This window comes from Myxococcales bacterium (assembly GCA_016712525.1).
Lineage (GTDB): Bacteria > Myxococcota_A > Polyangia > Polyangiales > Polyangiaceae > JAAFHV01.
The window spans coordinates 2,781,526-2,798,498 of sequence record JADJQX010000007.1 but is presented as its reverse complement, the minus strand read 5'-3'; the positions used below and the strand labels follow the sequence as shown (position 1 = coordinate 2,798,498).

General features: G+C 70.5%; 18 protein-coding genes and 1 tRNA gene. 11 read left to right on the top strand and 8 right to left on the bottom strand.

Going from position 1 to position 16,973, the window contains the following annotated elements; translation table 11 throughout:
* Positions 1 to 31: 31 nt before the first annotated feature.
* Positions 32 to 2,098 (bottom strand): bifunctional aldolase/short-chain dehydrogenase, encoded by a 2,067-nt coding sequence (locus IPK71_28905; GenBank protein MBK8217765.1) that lies wholly within the window; start codon positions 2,096 to 2,098, stop codon positions 32 to 34.
* Positions 2,099 to 2,252: 154 nt separating this feature from the next.
* Between IPK71_28905 and IPK71_28900 the strand changes: the two genes are divergently transcribed.
* A tRNA-Val gene (locus IPK71_28900) sits at positions 2,253 to 2,324 on the top strand.
* 145 nt (positions 2,325 to 2,469) lie between these two features.
* Here IPK71_28900 and IPK71_28895 read toward each other — a convergent pair.
* The 6 genes from IPK71_28895 to IPK71_28870 all read right to left on the bottom strand — a co-directional run bounded on the left by IPK71_28895 (position 2,470) and on the right by IPK71_28870 (position 9,541).
* The gene (locus IPK71_28895; GenBank protein ID MBK8217764.1) at positions 2,470 to 3,657 is read right to left on the bottom strand and encodes a hypothetical protein; all 1,188 of its coding nucleotides are present in this window, start codon (positions 3,655 to 3,657) and stop codon (positions 2,470 to 2,472) included.
* A 149-nt stretch (positions 3,658 to 3,806) separates the two neighbouring features.
* On the bottom strand, positions 3,807 to 4,988 hold the full coding sequence (locus IPK71_28890; protein ID MBK8217763.1) for a hypothetical protein: 1,182 nt from the start codon (positions 4,986 to 4,988) through the stop codon (positions 3,807 to 3,809).
* A gap of 430 nt (positions 4,989 to 5,418) precedes the next feature.
* Positions 5,419 to 6,279 carry a hypothetical protein gene (locus IPK71_28885; protein MBK8217762.1) on the bottom strand — a complete coding sequence of 287 codons (861 nt, stop codon included), beginning with the start codon at positions 6,277 to 6,279 and terminating at the stop codon, positions 5,419 to 5,421.
* A 73-nt stretch (positions 6,280 to 6,352) separates the two neighbouring features.
* Positions 6,353 to 7,066 (bottom strand): hypothetical protein, encoded by a 714-nt coding sequence (locus tag IPK71_28880; protein MBK8217761.1) that lies wholly within the window; start codon positions 7,064 to 7,066, stop codon positions 6,353 to 6,355.
* 65 nt (positions 7,067 to 7,131) lie between these two features.
* Positions 7,132 to 8,205: a hypothetical protein gene (locus IPK71_28875; protein ID MBK8217760.1), complete on the bottom strand. Its 1,074-nt coding sequence runs from the start codon at positions 8,203 to 8,205 to the stop codon at positions 7,132 to 7,134.
* Positions 8,206 to 8,263: 58 nt separating this feature from the next.
* A complete protein-coding gene (locus IPK71_28870) occupies positions 8,264 to 9,541 on the bottom strand; it encodes an MFS transporter (GenBank protein ID MBK8217759.1) in 1,278 nt (425 codons plus the stop codon).
* A gap of 126 nt (positions 9,542 to 9,667) precedes the next feature.
* Between IPK71_28870 and IPK71_28865 the strand changes: the two genes are divergently transcribed.
* From IPK71_28865 to IPK71_28820, 10 genes are all read left to right on the top strand, one after another.
* Positions 9,668 to 11,629 (top strand): alpha amylase C-terminal domain-containing protein, encoded by a 1,962-nt coding sequence (locus IPK71_28865; protein ID MBK8217758.1) that lies wholly within the window; start codon positions 9,668 to 9,670, stop codon positions 11,627 to 11,629.
* On the top strand, positions 11,626 to 12,504 hold the full coding sequence (locus IPK71_28860; GenBank protein MBK8217757.1) for an aldo/keto reductase: 879 nt from the start codon (positions 11,626 to 11,628) through the stop codon (positions 12,502 to 12,504). Before IPK71_28865 ends, IPK71_28860 begins: the two co-directional genes overlap by 4 nt.
* 50 nt (positions 12,505 to 12,554) lie before the next feature.
* The gene (locus IPK71_28855; protein ID MBK8217756.1) at positions 12,555 to 12,884 is read left to right on the top strand and encodes a DMT family protein; all 330 of its coding nucleotides are present in this window, start codon (positions 12,555 to 12,557) and stop codon (positions 12,882 to 12,884) included.
* Positions 12,885 to 12,959: 75 nt separating this feature from the next.
* Positions 12,960 to 13,337, top strand: a complete 378-nt coding sequence (locus tag IPK71_28850; GenBank protein MBK8217755.1) for a hypothetical protein — start codon at positions 12,960 to 12,962, stop codon at positions 13,335 to 13,337.
* Positions 13,334 to 13,618, top strand: coding sequence for a hypothetical protein (locus tag IPK71_28845; protein ID MBK8217754.1), 285 nt, complete (start codon positions 13,334 to 13,336; stop codon positions 13,616 to 13,618). Before IPK71_28850 ends, IPK71_28845 begins: the two co-directional genes overlap by 4 nt.
* A gap of 53 nt (positions 13,619 to 13,671) precedes the next feature.
* Positions 13,672 to 14,046, top strand: coding sequence for a hypothetical protein (locus IPK71_28840; GenBank protein ID MBK8217753.1), 375 nt, complete (start codon positions 13,672 to 13,674; stop codon positions 14,044 to 14,046).
* Between the two features lie 236 nt (positions 14,047 to 14,282).
* Entirely contained in the window at positions 14,283 to 14,573 is a 291-nt protein-coding gene (locus tag IPK71_28835; protein ID MBK8217752.1) for an RNA-binding protein, read from the top strand.
* 29 nt (positions 14,574 to 14,602) lie between these two features.
* Positions 14,603 to 14,869 (top strand): hypothetical protein, encoded by a 267-nt coding sequence (locus tag IPK71_28830; protein ID MBK8217751.1) that lies wholly within the window; start codon positions 14,603 to 14,605, stop codon positions 14,867 to 14,869.
* Entirely contained in the window at positions 14,848 to 15,189 is a 342-nt protein-coding gene (locus tag IPK71_28825) for a hypothetical protein (protein ID MBK8217750.1), read from the top strand. Before IPK71_28830 ends, IPK71_28825 begins: the two co-directional genes overlap by 22 nt.
* Complete coding sequence (locus IPK71_28820; GenBank protein ID MBK8217749.1) at positions 15,186 to 15,416, top strand: hypothetical protein; 231 nt, start codon at positions 15,186 to 15,188, stop codon at positions 15,414 to 15,416. Before IPK71_28825 ends, IPK71_28820 begins: the two co-directional genes overlap by 4 nt.
* Before the next feature lie 51 nt (positions 15,417 to 15,467).
* On the opposite strand, the gene purF is transcribed toward IPK71_28820, so the two are convergent.
* On the bottom strand, positions 15,468 to 16,901 hold the full coding sequence (purF, locus tag IPK71_28815; GenBank protein ID MBK8217748.1) for an amidophosphoribosyltransferase: 1,434 nt from the start codon (positions 16,899 to 16,901) through the stop codon (positions 15,468 to 15,470).
* Positions 16,902 to 16,973: the final 72 nt, after the last annotated feature.

The following is a 16,973-nucleotide window of genomic DNA, read 5'->3' as shown; positions in this document are numbered from 1 at the left end:
GCGCGCCCCACCGCGAGCGATGGTGTCGTCGTCAACGCGGGAAGGCCGCGGGGTTGCCGCCGTCGACCGTGAGCACGCTGCCCGTGGTCGTGCGGGCGTGCGCGAGATAGACGAAGGCCCGCGCGACGTCGTCGGCCGTGACCTCGCGTCCGAGCAGGTTCGCGCGGAAGTATTGGTCGGGGGTGAGCCCTCGCGCCTTGGCCCGCGACTCGAGCACCCCGCCATCGAAGAGCGCGGTCCGGATGCGATCGGCGTTGACGGCGTTGGCGCGCACGCCGAGCGGCCCGAGGTCGATGGCGAGCTGCCGCATGAGGGCGACGAGCGCGGCCTTCGCCACGGCGTACGGACCGAAGCCGGGCCCCGGCGCGAACGCGCTCTTGCTCGCGTTGAAGAGGAGGGCGCCGCCCGTGCCTTGGGCGCGGAGCACGGCCGTCGCGTGTTTGGCGACCCGCGTGTGAGAGAGGAGGTTCTCTCCGAGGGAGCGCTCGAGGGCGGCCTCTCCCTCTTCGGTGTCGAGCGTGCCCTCGGGGGCGGTTCCCGCGTTGCTGACGACGACGTCGAGGCCACCGAACGCGAGCACCGCCGCGCGCACGGCGTCTCGGGTCTCGTCGTCGGAGGCGAGATCGGCGCGTTTGGCGACGACACGTGTGCCATGCAAGCGTCTGAGCTCGGCGAAGGTGGCCTCGAGGCGCGCCTCGTCCCGATCCGCCACGACGACGTGCGCGCCCTCGGCGAGGAACCTCGCGGCCGTCGCGCGACCGATGCCCGAGGCTGCGCCCGTGACGAGCGCGATCTTTCCGCTCAAGGCCTTCGGCGGCGCGGGTTTGCCGAGCTTCTTCTGCTCGAGCGACCAATACTCGACGTCGAACAGGTGCTCTTCCGCGACGGGGCGGTAGGTCCCGAGCTCCTCGGCCGCGAGCATGACGTCGACCGTGTGCTCGTACACGTCGGCCGCGGCGTTCGCGTCGGCCGAGGTCGCCCCCACGGTGACGAGGCCGATGCCCGGGGCGAGCACCACCTTCGGGCTCGGGTCGAGCCGAACCACGGCGCGCTGCTTTCGCTCGCACATCGCCGTCACGTAGCCCTCGTAGCGGGCGCGGAAGCCGGAGACGGCCGCGTCGAGGTCGCTCGCGGCAGTGCCGTCGAGCTTCGTCACCAAGGGCCACGGCTTGGTTCGGATCACGTGATCGGGGGTGGCCGATCCCCGCGCGACGAGGCCCTCGAGGTCGTCGCGCTCGAGGAACGCCAGCACCGTCTCGGACGTACGCAGGGCGAGCACGGGGCCGGTCTCTTCGGGAAGGCCTCCGGCGCGGGCGAGGGCGCCGCGCAAAGCAGGGAGCGTGCTTGTCACGACGTCGGCGGTCGCTCGGAGCGCGGGGACGAAGCTCTGGGTGCTCGAGCGATCGGCCGCGAACGCCTCGGCGCGCGAGACGCACGCGATCATGCGCTCGTAGCTCTCTTTGGCCGTCGCTCCGAAGGTGAAGATGCCGTGGTTCTCGAGGAGCATCACGGACGGCTCTTCGTCGCGCGCGAGGGTCTCGTCCCACGCGCGCCGGCACGCGTGCGCGAGGGAGAAGCCCGGCATCACGTACGGCACCCACACGAGGCCCTTCGGGAAGCAGGCGCGAGCCACGGCCTCGGCGTCGGGCTGATCGACGAGCACGAGCACGGCGTCCGCGTGGGTGTGATCGATGAACTTTGCGGGCAGGACGGCGTGGAGCAACGTCTCGACGCTCGGGGTCGGAGCCTCGGCGTCGAGGAGAGAGAGGCGCAGGCCGTTCACCATGGCCTCGTCGGAGAGCTCGGGGAGCTTCGCGAGCGCGAGCAGGGCATCCATGCGGCACGCCGGGTGACCCGCGGGAGCGATCGTGGCGAGGTCCCACCCCGAGCCCTTCACGTGGAGGACGTCCACCGTCTCCCCGAGCAGCGTGCGCGCGGTCGACTTGACCGACGTGTTGCCGCCGCCGTGCAGCACGAGGCTCGGGTTCTGGCCGAGCAGCTTCGCCGTGTACGTGCGGAGGGCGAGGTCCTCCGAGATGCCGTCGGGGCGGTTCGCGACGGCGTCGGCCGCGTCGGCGTCGAGGTAGAGCGATTCCATCGCGAGGCAACAAAGCACGGAGCCGAGCGCCCCGAAAGTGCCGCGATCGAGGCACAAAAGGGGCCTTCTATCGCGTGCTTACGTGAACCGACCGGCTCGTGTTTTTCGCTCTTGACGAAAGGGCCGAAGAGGCGTACTTCTCGGGGCCTCTTCCAGGCGCGTAGCTCAGTGGTAGAGCACTACCTTGACACGGTAGGGGTCGTTGGTTCAACCCCAATCGCGCCTACAAGAATGCAGTAAAACAAGCGGGTCGAGTGCTTCGGTGCTCGGCCCGTTTGGTTTTTTCGGCCTCGGATCGGATCGGCGGCCCGACGACGACGCGTCGTCCCGCCTCCTCCCCAAGGCGCGCGCGGCAGCCGCTCGCGCGGAGATCATGGCGCCGTGCAGTCGCCCACGAGGGCCGTCGCCGTGCGGAAGAGGGGAGGCGCGCCTCGTGGCGCCGGGATGGGCCTCGCGGCCTCTTCGAGGGACGGCGCGGATCGGTAGAGCACCTGCGCGTCGAGGCGTGGGATTACGGCGACGACGGGCGTGCGCGCGAGGGATGCGACGACGCCGCCGCCCGCGAGGGCCGCGAGCGCGGAGGGCTCGGCCAACGTGAGGCCCTCGGGCCCCCGCCCGAAGCCCGCCTCGCCGCCGCGGAAGACCGCGAGGTTCTTACCCAAGCTGCCCACGACCGCGTCGGCGACGCCGTCGCCGTCCATGTCCGACAGCGCGAGCGCGCTCGGGGAGCCGTAGATGGTGACCCCGTTGATGCTCCCCGAGCTCGCCGTTTCGCCGATGGGAACGGCCCACGAGCGCGCGCTCCGATCGCTCGCGAACGAGAGCACGGAGAGCTTCATGCCGAGCCGTTCGCCCACGCCTACCACCACGAGCTCCGGCTTCCCGTCGCCGCTGACGTCGCCCACGGCGACGACGGGCCCGAGGGTCCTCACGTCGAGCGGCAACGTGCGGCGCTCGGGCCCCCCGAAGACCACCTTGAGATCGTAGGCGCGGCTGACCACGACGTCGTCGAGGCCGTCGCCGTCCAAGTCGCCAGCGGCGTGAAGTGTGCTCTCGTTTGCGACGAGGGTGGGGGGCAAAAGCTCGGGACCCTTTCGGAGCGAGACCCAGGTGCCGCTCTCCGCGCCGAGCACGAGGTCGGGCTCTCCGTCCCCGTTCATGTCGGCGAACAGCATCGCGGTCGGCGCGTCGGTCACGTCGAGGCGGACCGCCGGGCCGCTCGGGTAGGCGAAGACCTCGATGGCCTTGCCGGAGGCGACCGCGACGTGTTTTCCATCGCGCGAGACCGCGACGGGCGCGTCCTTCGCGAGGGCGCGCAGGGGGTCGCGTCGGCACACGGAAGACGTGGCCGGCATGCACACCGCGGCCCGGGCGCCGTAGGTCTCGCTGCACGCCATCGTCTCGTGGCAACCCTGGGTGTCGACGACCGCGCCGCCGCCGTAGCGCTCTGGCCTCGGCGAGCAGGTGGCCGTCGCCGGGCCCCGGCACTGGACGCCGAAGGTGCTCGGCTCGCACTCTTCCGGCCCGCCGCACGCGCCGAGCGCGCCGGCCAGGGCCATGGCGACCGTGCCGAGGGCCCGCCACGAGACATGCGATTGTTTTGGTGGAGTCATTGAGTGGTTGAACCAGTAGGTCGTGGGAGCCCCCGCGTCAAGGCCCCTCCGCGCCGCCCCTTCCCTATCCACCTCTCCAGGGCGCTCGCGGCAGCTCACGGCTCGAAGACGCGGAGGCCGGGCAGGCAGCGGAGCACGGCTTTGCACTCGGGCTTCGTCTCGCCGCACAGGTCGTTCGGCTCGTGGAACACGCTGAGGCATGTCTCGATCTCTCCGACGGTCGCCGCGCACGTCCAAGGCGCCTTCGCGCACGTCGCCGGATCCGCGTCGACCGAGAACCTCGCGCCGTTCAAGCACTCGTAGCCTGCGCCGCCGTGGCGCGGGCGGACCTCGGTCCCGAAGAACTCGCAGAGCTTCGTTCGGTCGTCCTTCCCGAGGTCGCGCATGGGGCGGTCCTTCGGGACGCCGCTGCCCGGGAGGAGCCGCAGCCTCCGTCGTTCGAGCCCCGCCGCGGTGGGCAGGAGACGCGTGCCGTAGATTCGTCGTTCGTAGGCGTGCACGCGGTCGGCGTAGTCGTCGTCCCCGAAGAGGCGCGCGCCCAGCTCGTGCGCCTCGAAGATGTCCTGGAGCTTCTGCCGCTCGGCGACGCTCATGACCGATGGCGTGTCGCCGCCGGTCTCGTCGTTCCCCGGCGTGACGAGCCACTCGTGGCAGGTGAAACAGACGACGATCGTGCCGAGCACGCGACCGTCACGGTCGTAGAAGAGGACGGCGTGGTGAGGATCGAAGCCACCGCACCGCACGATGGCCCGAGAGACGCGCTTCTGTCCGTTCGGCCCGACGTAGACGCGATCTCCGAGCTTGCCCTGCGCGATGGGCACGAGCGCCTCGAGCTCCTCCACCGTCGCCGCGGCGACCGGGGCGACCACGTCGGGGCAATACGCGCCGTTCGGCGTGACGGGCTTGTTCGAGCAGCCCGGGACGGTGCTCCGCCGGAAGGTAAGTAGCTCCGCGCGTGCGACGGCCTCGCGCTTCGGGAAGGGGCCCTTGGCCGGCACGCGAAACGGGTGTTTGGGGGGTGGCTGGCCCTTCTCCGCGAACGTGATGCGTCGATCGGCGAGCCGGTCGCGGAGCTCGAGCTCGGCTTGGTACGCGCGCTCCTCGGCGCTCGGCCCGACGCTCGTGGGCGAAGCCTCGGGGAGCGCGTCCGTCGTTCCCGCGTCGGACACCGGGGGGAGCTCGCGGGGGGGAGCGGGAGGTGGTGGGGTGGCCGCGCATCCGGGGGTGGCGACGACGGCCGCGAGCGCGAAGAGCGAGGCGAAGGTGGAGAGCCGCACGTTGCCACAGTAGACGGGGCGGGCGCCGGACGTTTGGGTCGCGCGCTTTCTTCGGGTGAGCCCGCAATCTTCGCCTCACGGTGGAAGATGCGGACCGACAAAAGGTGGAAGGCCTCGGTCGCCGGTAGAAAGGGAGGGGACGACGACCGAAGCCTTCCGGGTGCGCGGGGGGAGGGGGTAGACCCGCGCGCCGCTCTTTGGCCCATGGGCCGAAGCTCGATTTCGTCGCACCCCCTGAGGAACCCGATAGAGTCAGCCTCCCAGATGAACACTCGTATCTCAAGACAAATCGCATGTTGTCGCGACGCGTAAGTCAATGGACAGTCGAGTTGTCACGTCTCGCGGCGCCACGTTCCGCGTCCCGAGGGCGCGGGGCCCTGGTCGGAGTGGGGTGCGGGTCGCCGAGGGAGGCTCGCTCCGGAGCCGCGGCTCAGGGGCTACGGAGATCGTAGGCCAGGCGCCCCGCGGAGCTCTGGTTCCCGCAGCGCCCGGTCGGGAGGGACACGAGCGGGTGCGTCTCGTAGATGCGGAACGCCGAGGTCGTGGCGTTCCACGAGACGCGCGCCGCCGACAGCGACATGACGACCTCGTAGACGAGGTTCAACGCCGGGAACGCGCGGGACTCGGCGACGAGCGCGGCGCTCTCGCCCAAGAGCTCTCCCATGGCGTTCGACGCGTCCCACGCCTTCGTGCGGTGGCTCGAGGACGGGTTGATGAGGTACTCGACCGTGCCGTTCGCGTCGGGAGGGGTGGGGCCCGAGTACGTCCCGATCGGCGAGCCGGCGAGCGTGCCCGTGCGGGTCGTGAGGTCGAAGGTGATGGGGATGTTCACCGCCTGCGTCGCGACGAAGGCCCGTGACCACACGCAGCACATGACGCCGCCTCCGTCGACGATGGAGGCGTTCGCGGGGCAATTCGCGTTCCCGGCGCGCAGCGCGCCGTTCCAGCGGTGCTCGTAGGTCACGCTCGTCACGGTCCCTCGGAGGATCCCGTCGACACCGGGCCGCACGGGGACGGGGCCGCCCGCGTCGCTCGCCGCGTCGGTCACGAGGCCCCCGTCGTCGGGGCCTCCGTCGCTCGCGTCCGGGGAGGTCGCGTCGGAAGGTGGCGTGGCGTCGGCCGGAGGCGTCACGGACGCGTCGGGGAGGGGGACGGCGGTCCCGGTGACCGACGTGGCCGGGGTGGCGTCGACCGTCGAGCCGCCATCGTTCGAATCGGTGGCGGGGGTGGAGCACGCACCGAGCGCGGAGAGCACCACGGCGAGCACGCCCCCCCGGGTGCGTGAGCTCATGCGCGGAGCGTGACACACGAGAGGGGCGCTTGTCGACCCGTCGCGTTCCGCGTGCTCCTCTCGCCGAGGGAGATCAGAACGCGAACGCGATGATCGGGCCGACCCCGAAGCCCTTGAACCCCGTGCCCGTGATGGTCTGGTAGCTCGCCTCAGCGCCGAGCGCAAACGATCGCGTGAAGTGGATCATGAATCCGCCGCCGACATAAAGCGCTGCGCCAGTGGCAGAAGGGGAGCCGCTCCCGGCGATGTGGCCGAGCCCGGCGCCGCCTTCGACGAACGGCGCGAACCGGTCGATGGGGAGCACCAGCTTGCCCACGGGCATGCCCTGGTAAATGTTCGGGTCGAGGAACGTGGCCGAGAGCCGCACACCCGGCACGACGATGACCGTGCCCGTGTCGATGCCGTAGCCGAGGCGCACTCCCAGAGAGAAGCCCGCCCGGCCGGACGCGAAGACGACACCCGGCGCGAGGCCCCACTGGAACCCCGTGTTCCACGCGACCACGATCGCGCGCCCTTCGCTCATCCTCGGCTCGGGCTCCTCCTCCTCGGCCGGAGGGGGAGGGGCGACGATGGGCGCGGGGGCGGGCTCGTCGGGGGGCGCGATCGGCGGAGGGCTGCTCGGGGGTGCGGGCGTTGCCGGGGGGGCCGGATCTTCGGGCGCGCTCGGAGCGGCCGTGTCGCCGGGAGCGGGGGGAGGCGCGCTCTGGGCGAACGCGGGGACGGGGAGGGCGAGCGAGCTTGCGAGGAGGCCGAGCGCGAGGGCCGAGGCGGAGTAGGAGCGAGACACCGAGGGGAGCATGAGGGCCGAAACGGTACTCGAAATGGGCCTTCGTTGCGCGCGACTTAGCGGCCCTATGCGGTCGTCACGCCGAAGCCGAGGCCCACGAGCGGCGTGATGATGGGCCCGTCCGAGGCGAACCCTCCGACGAACGGGTCGGACGCGAGGAGCCAGGCCGTGTCGAGGTCGGCGTAGGTGAGCTTGGGGAGGCACGCGGCGAGCATCGTCGCGCACGTCATGCCGAGGCGGGTCTCCACCATGCCGCCCACCATGACGCCGAGGCCGCGCCGGATCGCCTCCGTGCCGAGCTCGAGCGACGCCGCGAAGCCCCCGAGCTTCACGATCTTCAGGTTCACCGACGTGGCCGCGCGCGCCCGGACGAGCTCCGCGAGATCGTCGGGCCCACGGAGAGACTCGTCGGCCACGACGTCGACCGCGCCGTCGCGCACGACCTTCGCCATGCCGTCCACGTCCTCGCGAGCGCAAGGCTGCTCGAAGCACTCGACGATCGCGCCGTGCCGACGGAGGCCACGGAGCATCGCGAGCGCGTCCTCGGCCGAGAACCCGGCGTTCGCGTCGAGCCGAAAACGGAGGCCCGGCAGACGTTCGTGCATCGTGCAGAGTGCACGCGTCTCGCGATCGACGTCGCGTCCGACCTTGGCCTTGAACGCGCGAAACCCTTGGGCGTGCCACACCTCGCCCACGCGGAGCATCTCCGTGGCCTCGGCGATCGGGATCGTGATGTCGCTCTCGATGCGGGAGGCGAAAGAGCGGACCCCGAAGAGGTCGGCGATCGAGGCTCCGCGTGAGCGCGCGAGGGCGTCGAGGAGGGCACACTCGAGCGCCGATGCCGTGACCTTGGAGCGCTCGGAGACCTCGTACGCGAGATCCCGGCAGTCCGCGATGCGTGCGACGGTGCGCCCCTCGAGCGCTCGGAACGAACGGGCCGCGAGCGCGAGCACGTCGGGCATGTCCTCTTCGGTCACGGGGTAGAGGCACGCGGCCTCTCCGATCCCCAACGTCTCGCCCGCGCGAATGCGGAAGAGGGCGGCTCGGGTCGTCTCCATGCGCGCCGTCGCGATGGTGAACGGCTCGCGGAGGGGGACCTCGAGGGCGGTCGCGGTAGCCGAATCGACTTTTATTTCCATGGGTTATGCTTGGGTTGCTTTGGCGTCGAGGTTGGGCTGGGAGGCCATCGTCCGAACGTCAGGGTGGAAGCTCTCGCCCCTCGTGGAGCGCGCGCGCGGCGCCGGTGAAGGCCGGGACGAGCGCGAGCGAGCCGAGCGAGAGCGCCGCGCCGAGCGCGAACGACCAACGGGGGCTCGACACGTCGGCGATGGCTGCGCCGAGCGCGCCCGCCACCGCGAGGGAGAGCGCGTTGGCCGTGGAGAGCACCGTGTACTGGAGGGAGGCATGCCTCGGGTTCGTCGCGCCCATGAGCGCCGCGAAGAGCACGGTGGTGCCGAGGCCGCTCGCGGCGTGCTCGACCGCGAGGGCGACCGTGACCCGGGCCGTCTCGTCGGTGCTCCCCGGGACGAAGAAGAGCGGCGCGCACGCGAGCGCTTGGAGGACGGCCGCGATCGTAAGGCCGCCGCGATCGCCAGCCTTTTTGTGGAGCAGCCCACCGGCCATCGAGCCCGCGACGCCCGCGAGCGTGCCCACCGTCACGGCGAGCGTCCCGATGCGCTCCTTCGACCAACCGCCGTCGACGAGCACGGGCTTCAAGAGCGTCGACGCCGTGTGGAGTCCGAGCTTGTAGAAGAACGCCACGGCCAGCACGGCGCGCACGTCACGGTGGAGCATGGAGGCGAGCGTGCGACCGGTGAGCCGTATCTCGTCCGCGAGGCTCCTCCTGCGGGCCCCCTTCGCTTCGGTGTCGGCCGGCGTCGCGTCGGGACCGATGCGTGGCTCCCCGATAAGGACGACCCCCGCGCTCCCGACGGCGATGGAGGCCGCGAGCGCCACGATCGCCCATCGTTCGCCGAGCTTCGCGCCGAGCACGAGCAGCCCAGCCCCGCCGAAGACCATGCCCAGCCGGTAGGCGCCTACCTGCGCGACGTTTCCGAGACCGCGCTCCTCTTTTCCGAGGGAGCGCACCGCGAGCCCGTCGACGAGCACGTCTTGGGTCGCGGCGAAGAGGGCCGCGAGCGCGGTGAGCGTGAACCACAGGGCCCGCGAGCTGGCGAGCGGAGCTGCGGCGTAGGTCGCGACGATGGCCGCGAGCCCGAGCTGCAAGAGGAGGACGAGCCTCCGCGCCTTCGCACGCACCGAAGGGAGATCTCCCGCGCGCGCCCAGAGCACCTTCAGCGCCCACGGGAGCTGGAGCCAGCTCACCGCCGCGATGAGGCTGTACGACGCGTGGCTCTGGCGGAGCGCGACGGGCAGATACTCGGCCGCGATCCCGAGCGGGATGCCCTGGGCGAAATAGAGCGCCCCGAAGCCCACGAGCTTCGACGTCGAGACCCCGGGTTCGCGCTCGGCCACGCCCGAAGGCTACACGAGGGCGACGCTCCGCGGTGGCCGACCCACCGAGGGGGGGCGCTGGAACCGCGATAGTTTTTGACGGCCTCCCGAAAGCGCTCCGGCGAAGGCTCGCGTAGGGTTCGGCCCATGAACGCTCCGGAACGCCCCCGACGCTCGTCCCGCCGGGCGCTCTCGTCGGCTCCCGTCGTGCCTGTCTTCGTCGTCGCCGCGTGGGCGGTCGCGTGTGGGGCGGTCGCGCAGTCGCAAGGGTCCTCCGAGTCTCCCGACCCACGTCCCTCGGCGACCAGCGTCGTCACGTCCGAGCCGCCGAAGGACGCCGGCGCTCCCGACGCGAGGCCCCCGAGGTCCACGGCGGGGCCAGGCGCCCACGTCACCGACAAGGGCGTGCTCTTCCGCGTGTGGGCCCCCGCGGCCACACTCGCGTTCGTGGACGGGGACATGGGGCGCGTCGCACTCGCGAAGGAGAACGACGGCCTCTTCGCCGGCGAGGTCTCCGGCGCGAAGATCGGCCAGAGCTACCGCTTCGTGCTCGCGACGCCCGCCGGAGAGCTCACGCGCCTCGACCCGTACTGCCGCCAGCGGGGCGCCGACCGCGTGAGCTGTATCGTTACGGATCCATTCGCGTTTTCGTGGACCGATGGCGCCTTCGTGCGGCCACCGAAGAGCACGCAGATCGTCTACGAGATGCACGTCGGGAGCTTCTCGCGGGACCCTGCGAAGGGCCATGGAACGTTCGCCTCGACCAAGGCTCGCCTCGACGATCTCGCCGACCTCGGCGTGAACGTGCTCGAGCTCATGCCCGTGTTCGAGTTCGGTGGGAACCCGAACGGGTGGGGATACAACCCGCACCTCCACTTCGCGCCCAAGAGCTCGTACGGCACGGCCGACGAGCTCCGCGCGCTCGTCGATGCCGCGCACGCGAAGGGGATGGCGGTGTGGCTCGACGCGGTCGTGAACCACCACGACGGGTGGCGCGAGGCCCCGCTCCGCTGCTTCGACGGCGTGTGCCCGGGTGGCTCCGCCGGGGTCTACTATTTCGGCCCGGGCGCGTACGCGAGCACCCCGTGGGGGCCTCGACCGAAGTTCGACGAGCCTGCGGTGCGGGCCATGTTCGTCGACGCGACCCGCGCGTTCATCGACGAATTTCACGGGGACGGGTTCCGCTGGGACTCGACGTCGAACGTGCGCGGCATCGACGGCCAAGGCACGACCCCCGGCGGGAAAGAGCTGCTCGTGGCCCAGAACGAGGTCGCGCGGCAGAAAGGCGCCACCACGACCGCCGAGGACCTCAAGGGGTTCGCCGAGCTCACACGCCCCGTCTCGCGAGGGGGCTTCGGGTTCGACGCCCAGTGGGACGGCTTCGGCTACGACGTGATGAAGGTGCTCGAGCCCGCGTCGGACGACGGGCGGGACCTCGGCCTGCTCGAGAGCATCTTGCGGGGCGGCTACGACGGCGACGGCTTCGCGCGTGTGCTCTTCACGGAGACGCACGACACGGTCGGCAACGGGGGCCGGCGCTTCCCGAACCGCGTCGATCCGGACAATCCCGAGAGCTTCGCCGCGCGTCGCCGCTCGATGCTCGGGGCGGCGCTCCTCTTCACGGCGCCCGGGGTTCCGATGCTGTTCCAAGGTCAGGAGGGCCTGGCGCTCGGTACGTTCACCGACCCGCCCGTGACGCTCGCTCCGCGCTCTCCGGAGGGCGAAAAGGTGCGTGCGTTCTACAAGGATCTCGTGGCGCTCCGAAAAAATACGGCCGGGAAGGCCGGTGGGCTCGCCGAGGCGGGGGTCGAGATCCTGCACCGCAACGACGCGGCCAAGGTGCTCGTCTACCGGCGCCACGGCGCCTCCGGGGAGGACGTGCTCGTCGCCGTGAACCTCAGGAACCGCGCCTACGCACGGTACGACTTCGGCGTGCGTGACGGCGGGGTCTACCGTGTTCGCCTCACGAGCGACCGCGCGGCGTACGGCTCGGACTTCGCCGACGCGAGCGTCGCTCCCATCACGGCGCTCGCGCAGCCCTACGACCAAAAGCCCTTCACGTTGCCCATCGCGCTCGGCGCGTACGGTGTGGTGGTGCTCTCGCGATGAGCCCACGTGCGCTCGGCAGGACCGGGATCTCCGTGCCTCTCGTGGGGCTCGGCTGCGGCCCCTTGGGCGACGCGCGTCTCTCGGACGAGGACGCCGAACGGCTCTTGAGGGTAGCTCTCGAGCAGGGGCTCACCCTCTTCGACACGGCCCCGAGCTACGGGCTCTCGGAGGCACGCATCGGGCGGTTCCTCCGGGGCTCGTCCTCGTCGCGTGCCGGGGTGATCGTCGTGACCAAGCTCGGTTACGGTGTAGCCGGGGTGCCCGACTGGACCCCCGCGTGCCTCTCCCTCGGCGTCGACCAGGCGCTCGCCACGTTGGGCGTCGACGTCCTCGACGTGGCGCTGCTCCACTCGTGCTCGGAGGACCGGCTCGCCGACGAGGGCCTCCTTCGCGCCCTCATGGACGCCAAACAGGCTGGAAAAATAAGGGCGTTCGGATACTCGGGCGATGGCGCGGGGCTCGTCGCTGCCGTCCGCTCGGGGGCGTTCGACGTCGTGGAGTGCTCGGTGAGCTGCCTCGACCGGAGCGGCCTCGACGCCGTGCGAGGGGCCGGTCTCGGTGTCATTGCGAAGCGGGCCCTGGCGAATGCCCCGTGGCGGGGCAACCCCGACGGGCGTGACGACATCGCCGAGTATGTACGTCGCTACGATGCCCTCTTCGGCTCCGCCCCCATGACCTTCGCGGACGACGAGCTCTTCCTGCGCTTCGCGTCGTTCCTCCCGGAGGTGCATTGCACGCTCGTGGGGACGACCCGCGCCGACGCCATCGTCCGCGCCGCCGAGCTCGTCGCAAGGGGCCCTCTGCCCGCCGCCGTCACCGACGAGCTCCGGGCACGTTATGCCCCGTTCGAGCGTGTGTTCCACGGCGTCGTGTGAGCTCGCGGAGGGGCTTTGCGGCTCTTGGCGCCGCGGTGTAGAGACCGCGCGTGCCTACGGTCCTCCTCCTCGTGGTCTCGAACGTGTTCATGACCTTCGCTTGGTATCGCCACCTCCGGCACCAGGCGGCGTCGCCGCTGTGGGTCGCCGTCGTCACGAGCTGGGGCATCGCGTTCTTCGAGTACTGCTTCGCCGTGCCAGCCAATCGCCTCGGGTACGGCAGGCTCTCGCTCGTCGAGCTGAAGGTCACCCAGGAGGTGATCTCGCTCGCGGTCTTCGGTGTGTTCGCCACGCTGTGGATGAAAGAGAAGCTCTCGTGGAACCACGCTGCGGCGGCCGTCTGTTTGGTGGGAGCGGCCTACTTCACGTTTCGTAAGTAGCTTGTTTCGCTCGGGATTCTGACGGCGTTCGTTTCGCCTCGACGTGGCCCATGGGAGGCCCGCATCATAGAACGCATGAGCCTTCGCCTCTGCGCGGCGTGTAGCCGCCACGTTCGAGAAGCCACGTGCCCGTTCTGCGGCACGACGGAGACCGCCGCGCTGCCCGTCCCGCACTCGCGTGCGACGCGAGCGGCGATGGTCTTCGGAGCCGCCACGTTGGTCACGGCCGCCGTCGCGTGCGGAGGCGAGACTACCGGGCAAGACGCGGGCACGAGCCCCACGGCGACGGCTGCTCCCGTCTACGGCGCGCCGGTCCCGGTGGATGCCGCCGTCCCCGACGCGACCCCGGGCCCCGACGGTGGCCCTGTGGCTGCGTACGGTGCACCTCCGCCTCCACCCGATGCGGGGGCGGTCCCTCCCTACGGCGCCCCTCCGCCGGACGGTGGCCGATGAGCCTCCGGGTCTGCGCGGGTTGCGAGCGTCACGTGCGCTCGGAGAGCTGCCCCTACTGCGGCACCACGATGGTGGCGGAAGGCGCGACGGCGGCCGCCGATTCCTTCGGTCGGATCGGTCGCGCCGTGCTCGCGTTCGGTGGGGTCACGGCGTTCTCGGCGGCGATGGTCGCGTGTTACGGCGGCCCGCAGCCTCCGCAGCGCCCGGCCGACGCTCACGATGTCGACGCCCCGAACGGTCAGGCCGTCGAGGCCGATGGCGGAGCGAAGACCGGGCCCTGAGGAGTCGTAGCTAGAGCTACTCGACCCGGCGCGGGCGCGCTACGCTCGCCCGGGTGGCACTCTCCCTCTGCGCGGCCTGCGCCCGGCACGTTCGCTCGACCGACCCTCTCTGCCCGTTCTGCGGACACGGACCCGTCGGACCGGCGGTCGCTCCACGCACGATGGCCGAGGGCGCGACCCGGGCTCAAATTTTCCTCGGTGCGGTCTCGATCGTTGCGGTCGCCGGGGTGAGCGGTTGCTCGAAGGTCGAGCCGCCACAGGACTCGACCAAGGGCATCGTGATGCCCTACGGCGCGCCACCGAACCCCGCTCCCGACGCGGGGAGCCGGGCCGATGCCGCCGCGCCCATGCACCCGCCGAGCCCTGTCGGAGCGTACGGCGCGCCGCCACCTCGAGCTTCGGGCGACTCACGCGACCCGCTCAAATAGGGGCGCGTCTCGACGGTGGCCAAACCATGGCTTGCGCAATCGCGAGATGGTGATACCACCTCCCTCACTCACAAGAACGTTGCCGCATCGACGGTCGCCAAGCCCAAACCTTGGGAATGCGCCTTTTTCTGCGAGATTCGTTGTTGCGTGGGTGCGCGTCCGGTCGCGCACCACCACTCGGCTCCCCACGGCGTGGGGCCGGGCTCGAACAAGCCGCAGAAATTAGGCAATTCATCATGGGCAATCGTCTCTACATCGGCAACCTCTCCTACGACGCGACCCAAGACTCGCTCCGCGACGCGTTCTCGCAGTCCGGCACCGTCACGGACGTTCGCGTCATGACCGACCGCGAGACCGGCCGGTCGCGTGGCTTCGCGTTCGTCACGATGAGCACCTCCGACGAGGCCACCTCGGCGATCGCGCAAATGAACGGCGCGCTCCTCGACGGCCGCGCCCTCCGCGTGAACGAAGCCGAGGATCGTCCCGCGGGTGGCGGTGGTGGCGGCGGCGGCCGTTTCCGCCGTTGAATCTCCCCTCGATCGTGGAGGCGTCCCCCATGAGGACCACGGTCCTCGACGACGGCGCGCAGACGGTAGGCGCTCTCTGGGCGCGTCACGTCCACGCGACCTTCGTCCGAGAGGGGCGCCCCGCGCTCGGCGGTTGGCCGGGCACCCTCGGGGAGGCGCGCGCGCGCATCGCGCCCTTCTTCCGTGCAGAGCTCACGCGACTCGGCATGACGGCTCTCTCCATCGACGAGTCCCGCAGCGCGGCGACCACCGCGTACCGCAAAGCGAGGCGTGTATGGCTCGACCTTCAGGCCTAGATCCCGAGCGTCTCTCGATCGCGAACCAGTTTCGTGATCGGCGCGACACCATCTACGACCTCACGTGCGGGCCACTCTGGCTGAGTCTCCGCATCGGCCCGACCGCCGACACGGAGCCTTCGGGTTACCGTGCTTCGGCGAGCGACGGCCACCGAGGTCGGCTCGAAGCCGCGCCGATCACCGCCGTCGGTTCGACGCGGCTCGCCGTGCTCGAGGCGGTCGGCGCCGAGTGGGAGGGCTCTCACGAAGCGCGTGGGCTCCCCCGCGTCGACTGGGCCGACGTACGTCGTGCTCTGGAAGACGTGAGGGCGTTCCGATGAGCGACGCCAACGAGCTCGCCGAGCGTGTGGAGGCCGCACGCCTCACGCTCGACGCCGCGACCGCACAGCTGAAAACCATCCTCTCCGGGGGCGAGCGGCTCCCGAGGGCCGAGAAGGTCCAAGTGACCGACGGCCTCGCCGACGCGTTCACGGCCGTGAGGAACGCACGGGATGCCCTCGGCACTCTCGAGCGTGTCCTCGCTTCGCCCGCGCCCGACGACGAATGACGACCGCCGCGCACCGACGCTCCCTCTTCGAGTGTCGGTGCGTGACGCAAGTTACCGTCGTGACGCCACCTTCTCCCGCTCGATCGAGCGACGCTCCTCTTCGCTCACGGCCGTCGGGTAGTCGCCGTCGAAGCAGGCGAAGCAGTGCGGGCGCCCGGCGAAGAGCTTCCGGAACTCGCTGATGTCCGGATAGACGACCGCGTCGGCGCCGATCGCCGCCCGCACCGCGTCGAGGTCGTGTGTCGCCGCGATGAGCTCTGCCCGGCGTGCGATGTCGATGCCGTACACGCAGGGGTGCTTCAACGGGGGCGCGGCCGAGACCATGTAGACCTCTTTGGCGCCGCTCTCCCGGATCACCTTCACGATGTGCTTCGAGGTGGTGCCGCGGACGATGGAGTCGTCCACGATGGCGACCTTCTTTCCCACGAGTACGTCCCCGATAGGATTGAGCTTTTGGCGAACCAGACGCTCCCTGTCGATCTGCGAAGGGACGATGAAGCTCCGGCCCACGTGGCTGTTCTTCGTGAGGCCGCGGCGGTAGGGCACGCCCAGCTCCTCGGACATGGCGGAGGCCGCGAAGTAGGCCGACGAGGGCACGTCGATGACGACATCGGGGTGGAGCCCGGCGTCCCGTACGGCCTTGGCGAGGAGGCGCCCCATGCGCACGCGCTCTCCCGCGACGAGGTGCCCGTCGAAGACCGAGTCCTCACGGGCGAAGTAGATGTGCTCGAAGCTGCAGAAGGCGCCGCGCCCCTTCGTATCGACGCTCGTGTGCACCGTGCCCTCGGCGTCGACGTAGAGGGTCTCGCCGGGCTCGAGGTCGCGCACCCTCTCGAAGCCGAGGTAGTCGAACACGGTCGACTCGGACGCGAACGCATGCTCGACGCCCTCGGGGGTGACACGGCGACCGTACAGGAGCGGACGGATGCCGTGGACGTCCCGGAACGCCAGCATGCCCTTTTGCGCGAGGATCGTGATGGTCGAGTAGGCCCCGTCGACCTTGCTCCGGAGCGCCCGTACGGCGGTGAATACACCTTCGGGCGTGAGGTCTTTGTAGCCGACGACCTCGAGCTCCTGCGCGAGGGTATAGAGGAGCAGCTCGAGGTCGTTCGTGGTCTCGATGACACGATGACGATCGCGCTGGAGCTCCTTGCGGAGCGCCTCGAAGTTCGTGACGTTCCCGTTGTGCACCATGGCGAGCCCGAAGGGGTAGGCCATGGTGAAGGGTTGGGCGTCGAGCAGCTCGGTGCTGCCTTGGGTGGCGTAGCGTGTGTGACCGAGCCCCATCGAGCCGCGGAGCCCTTCGATGTCACGGGCATCGCGGAACACTTCGGCGACGAGACCACGCCCCTTGTGGAGGTGGAACTTTCGGTCGAACGTGACGACGCCGGCGGCGTCCTGGCCACGATGCTGCACGGCGGTGAGCGCGTAGACGAGGCTCTCGGCGACGCCCGATTTACCGAAAATGCCGACAATTCCGCACATGGTGGTCTCTCACTTCCAAATCGACGGTCACGACTCTCGAACAGCGAACACGGCCGTTTCGGGCCGTGAGAC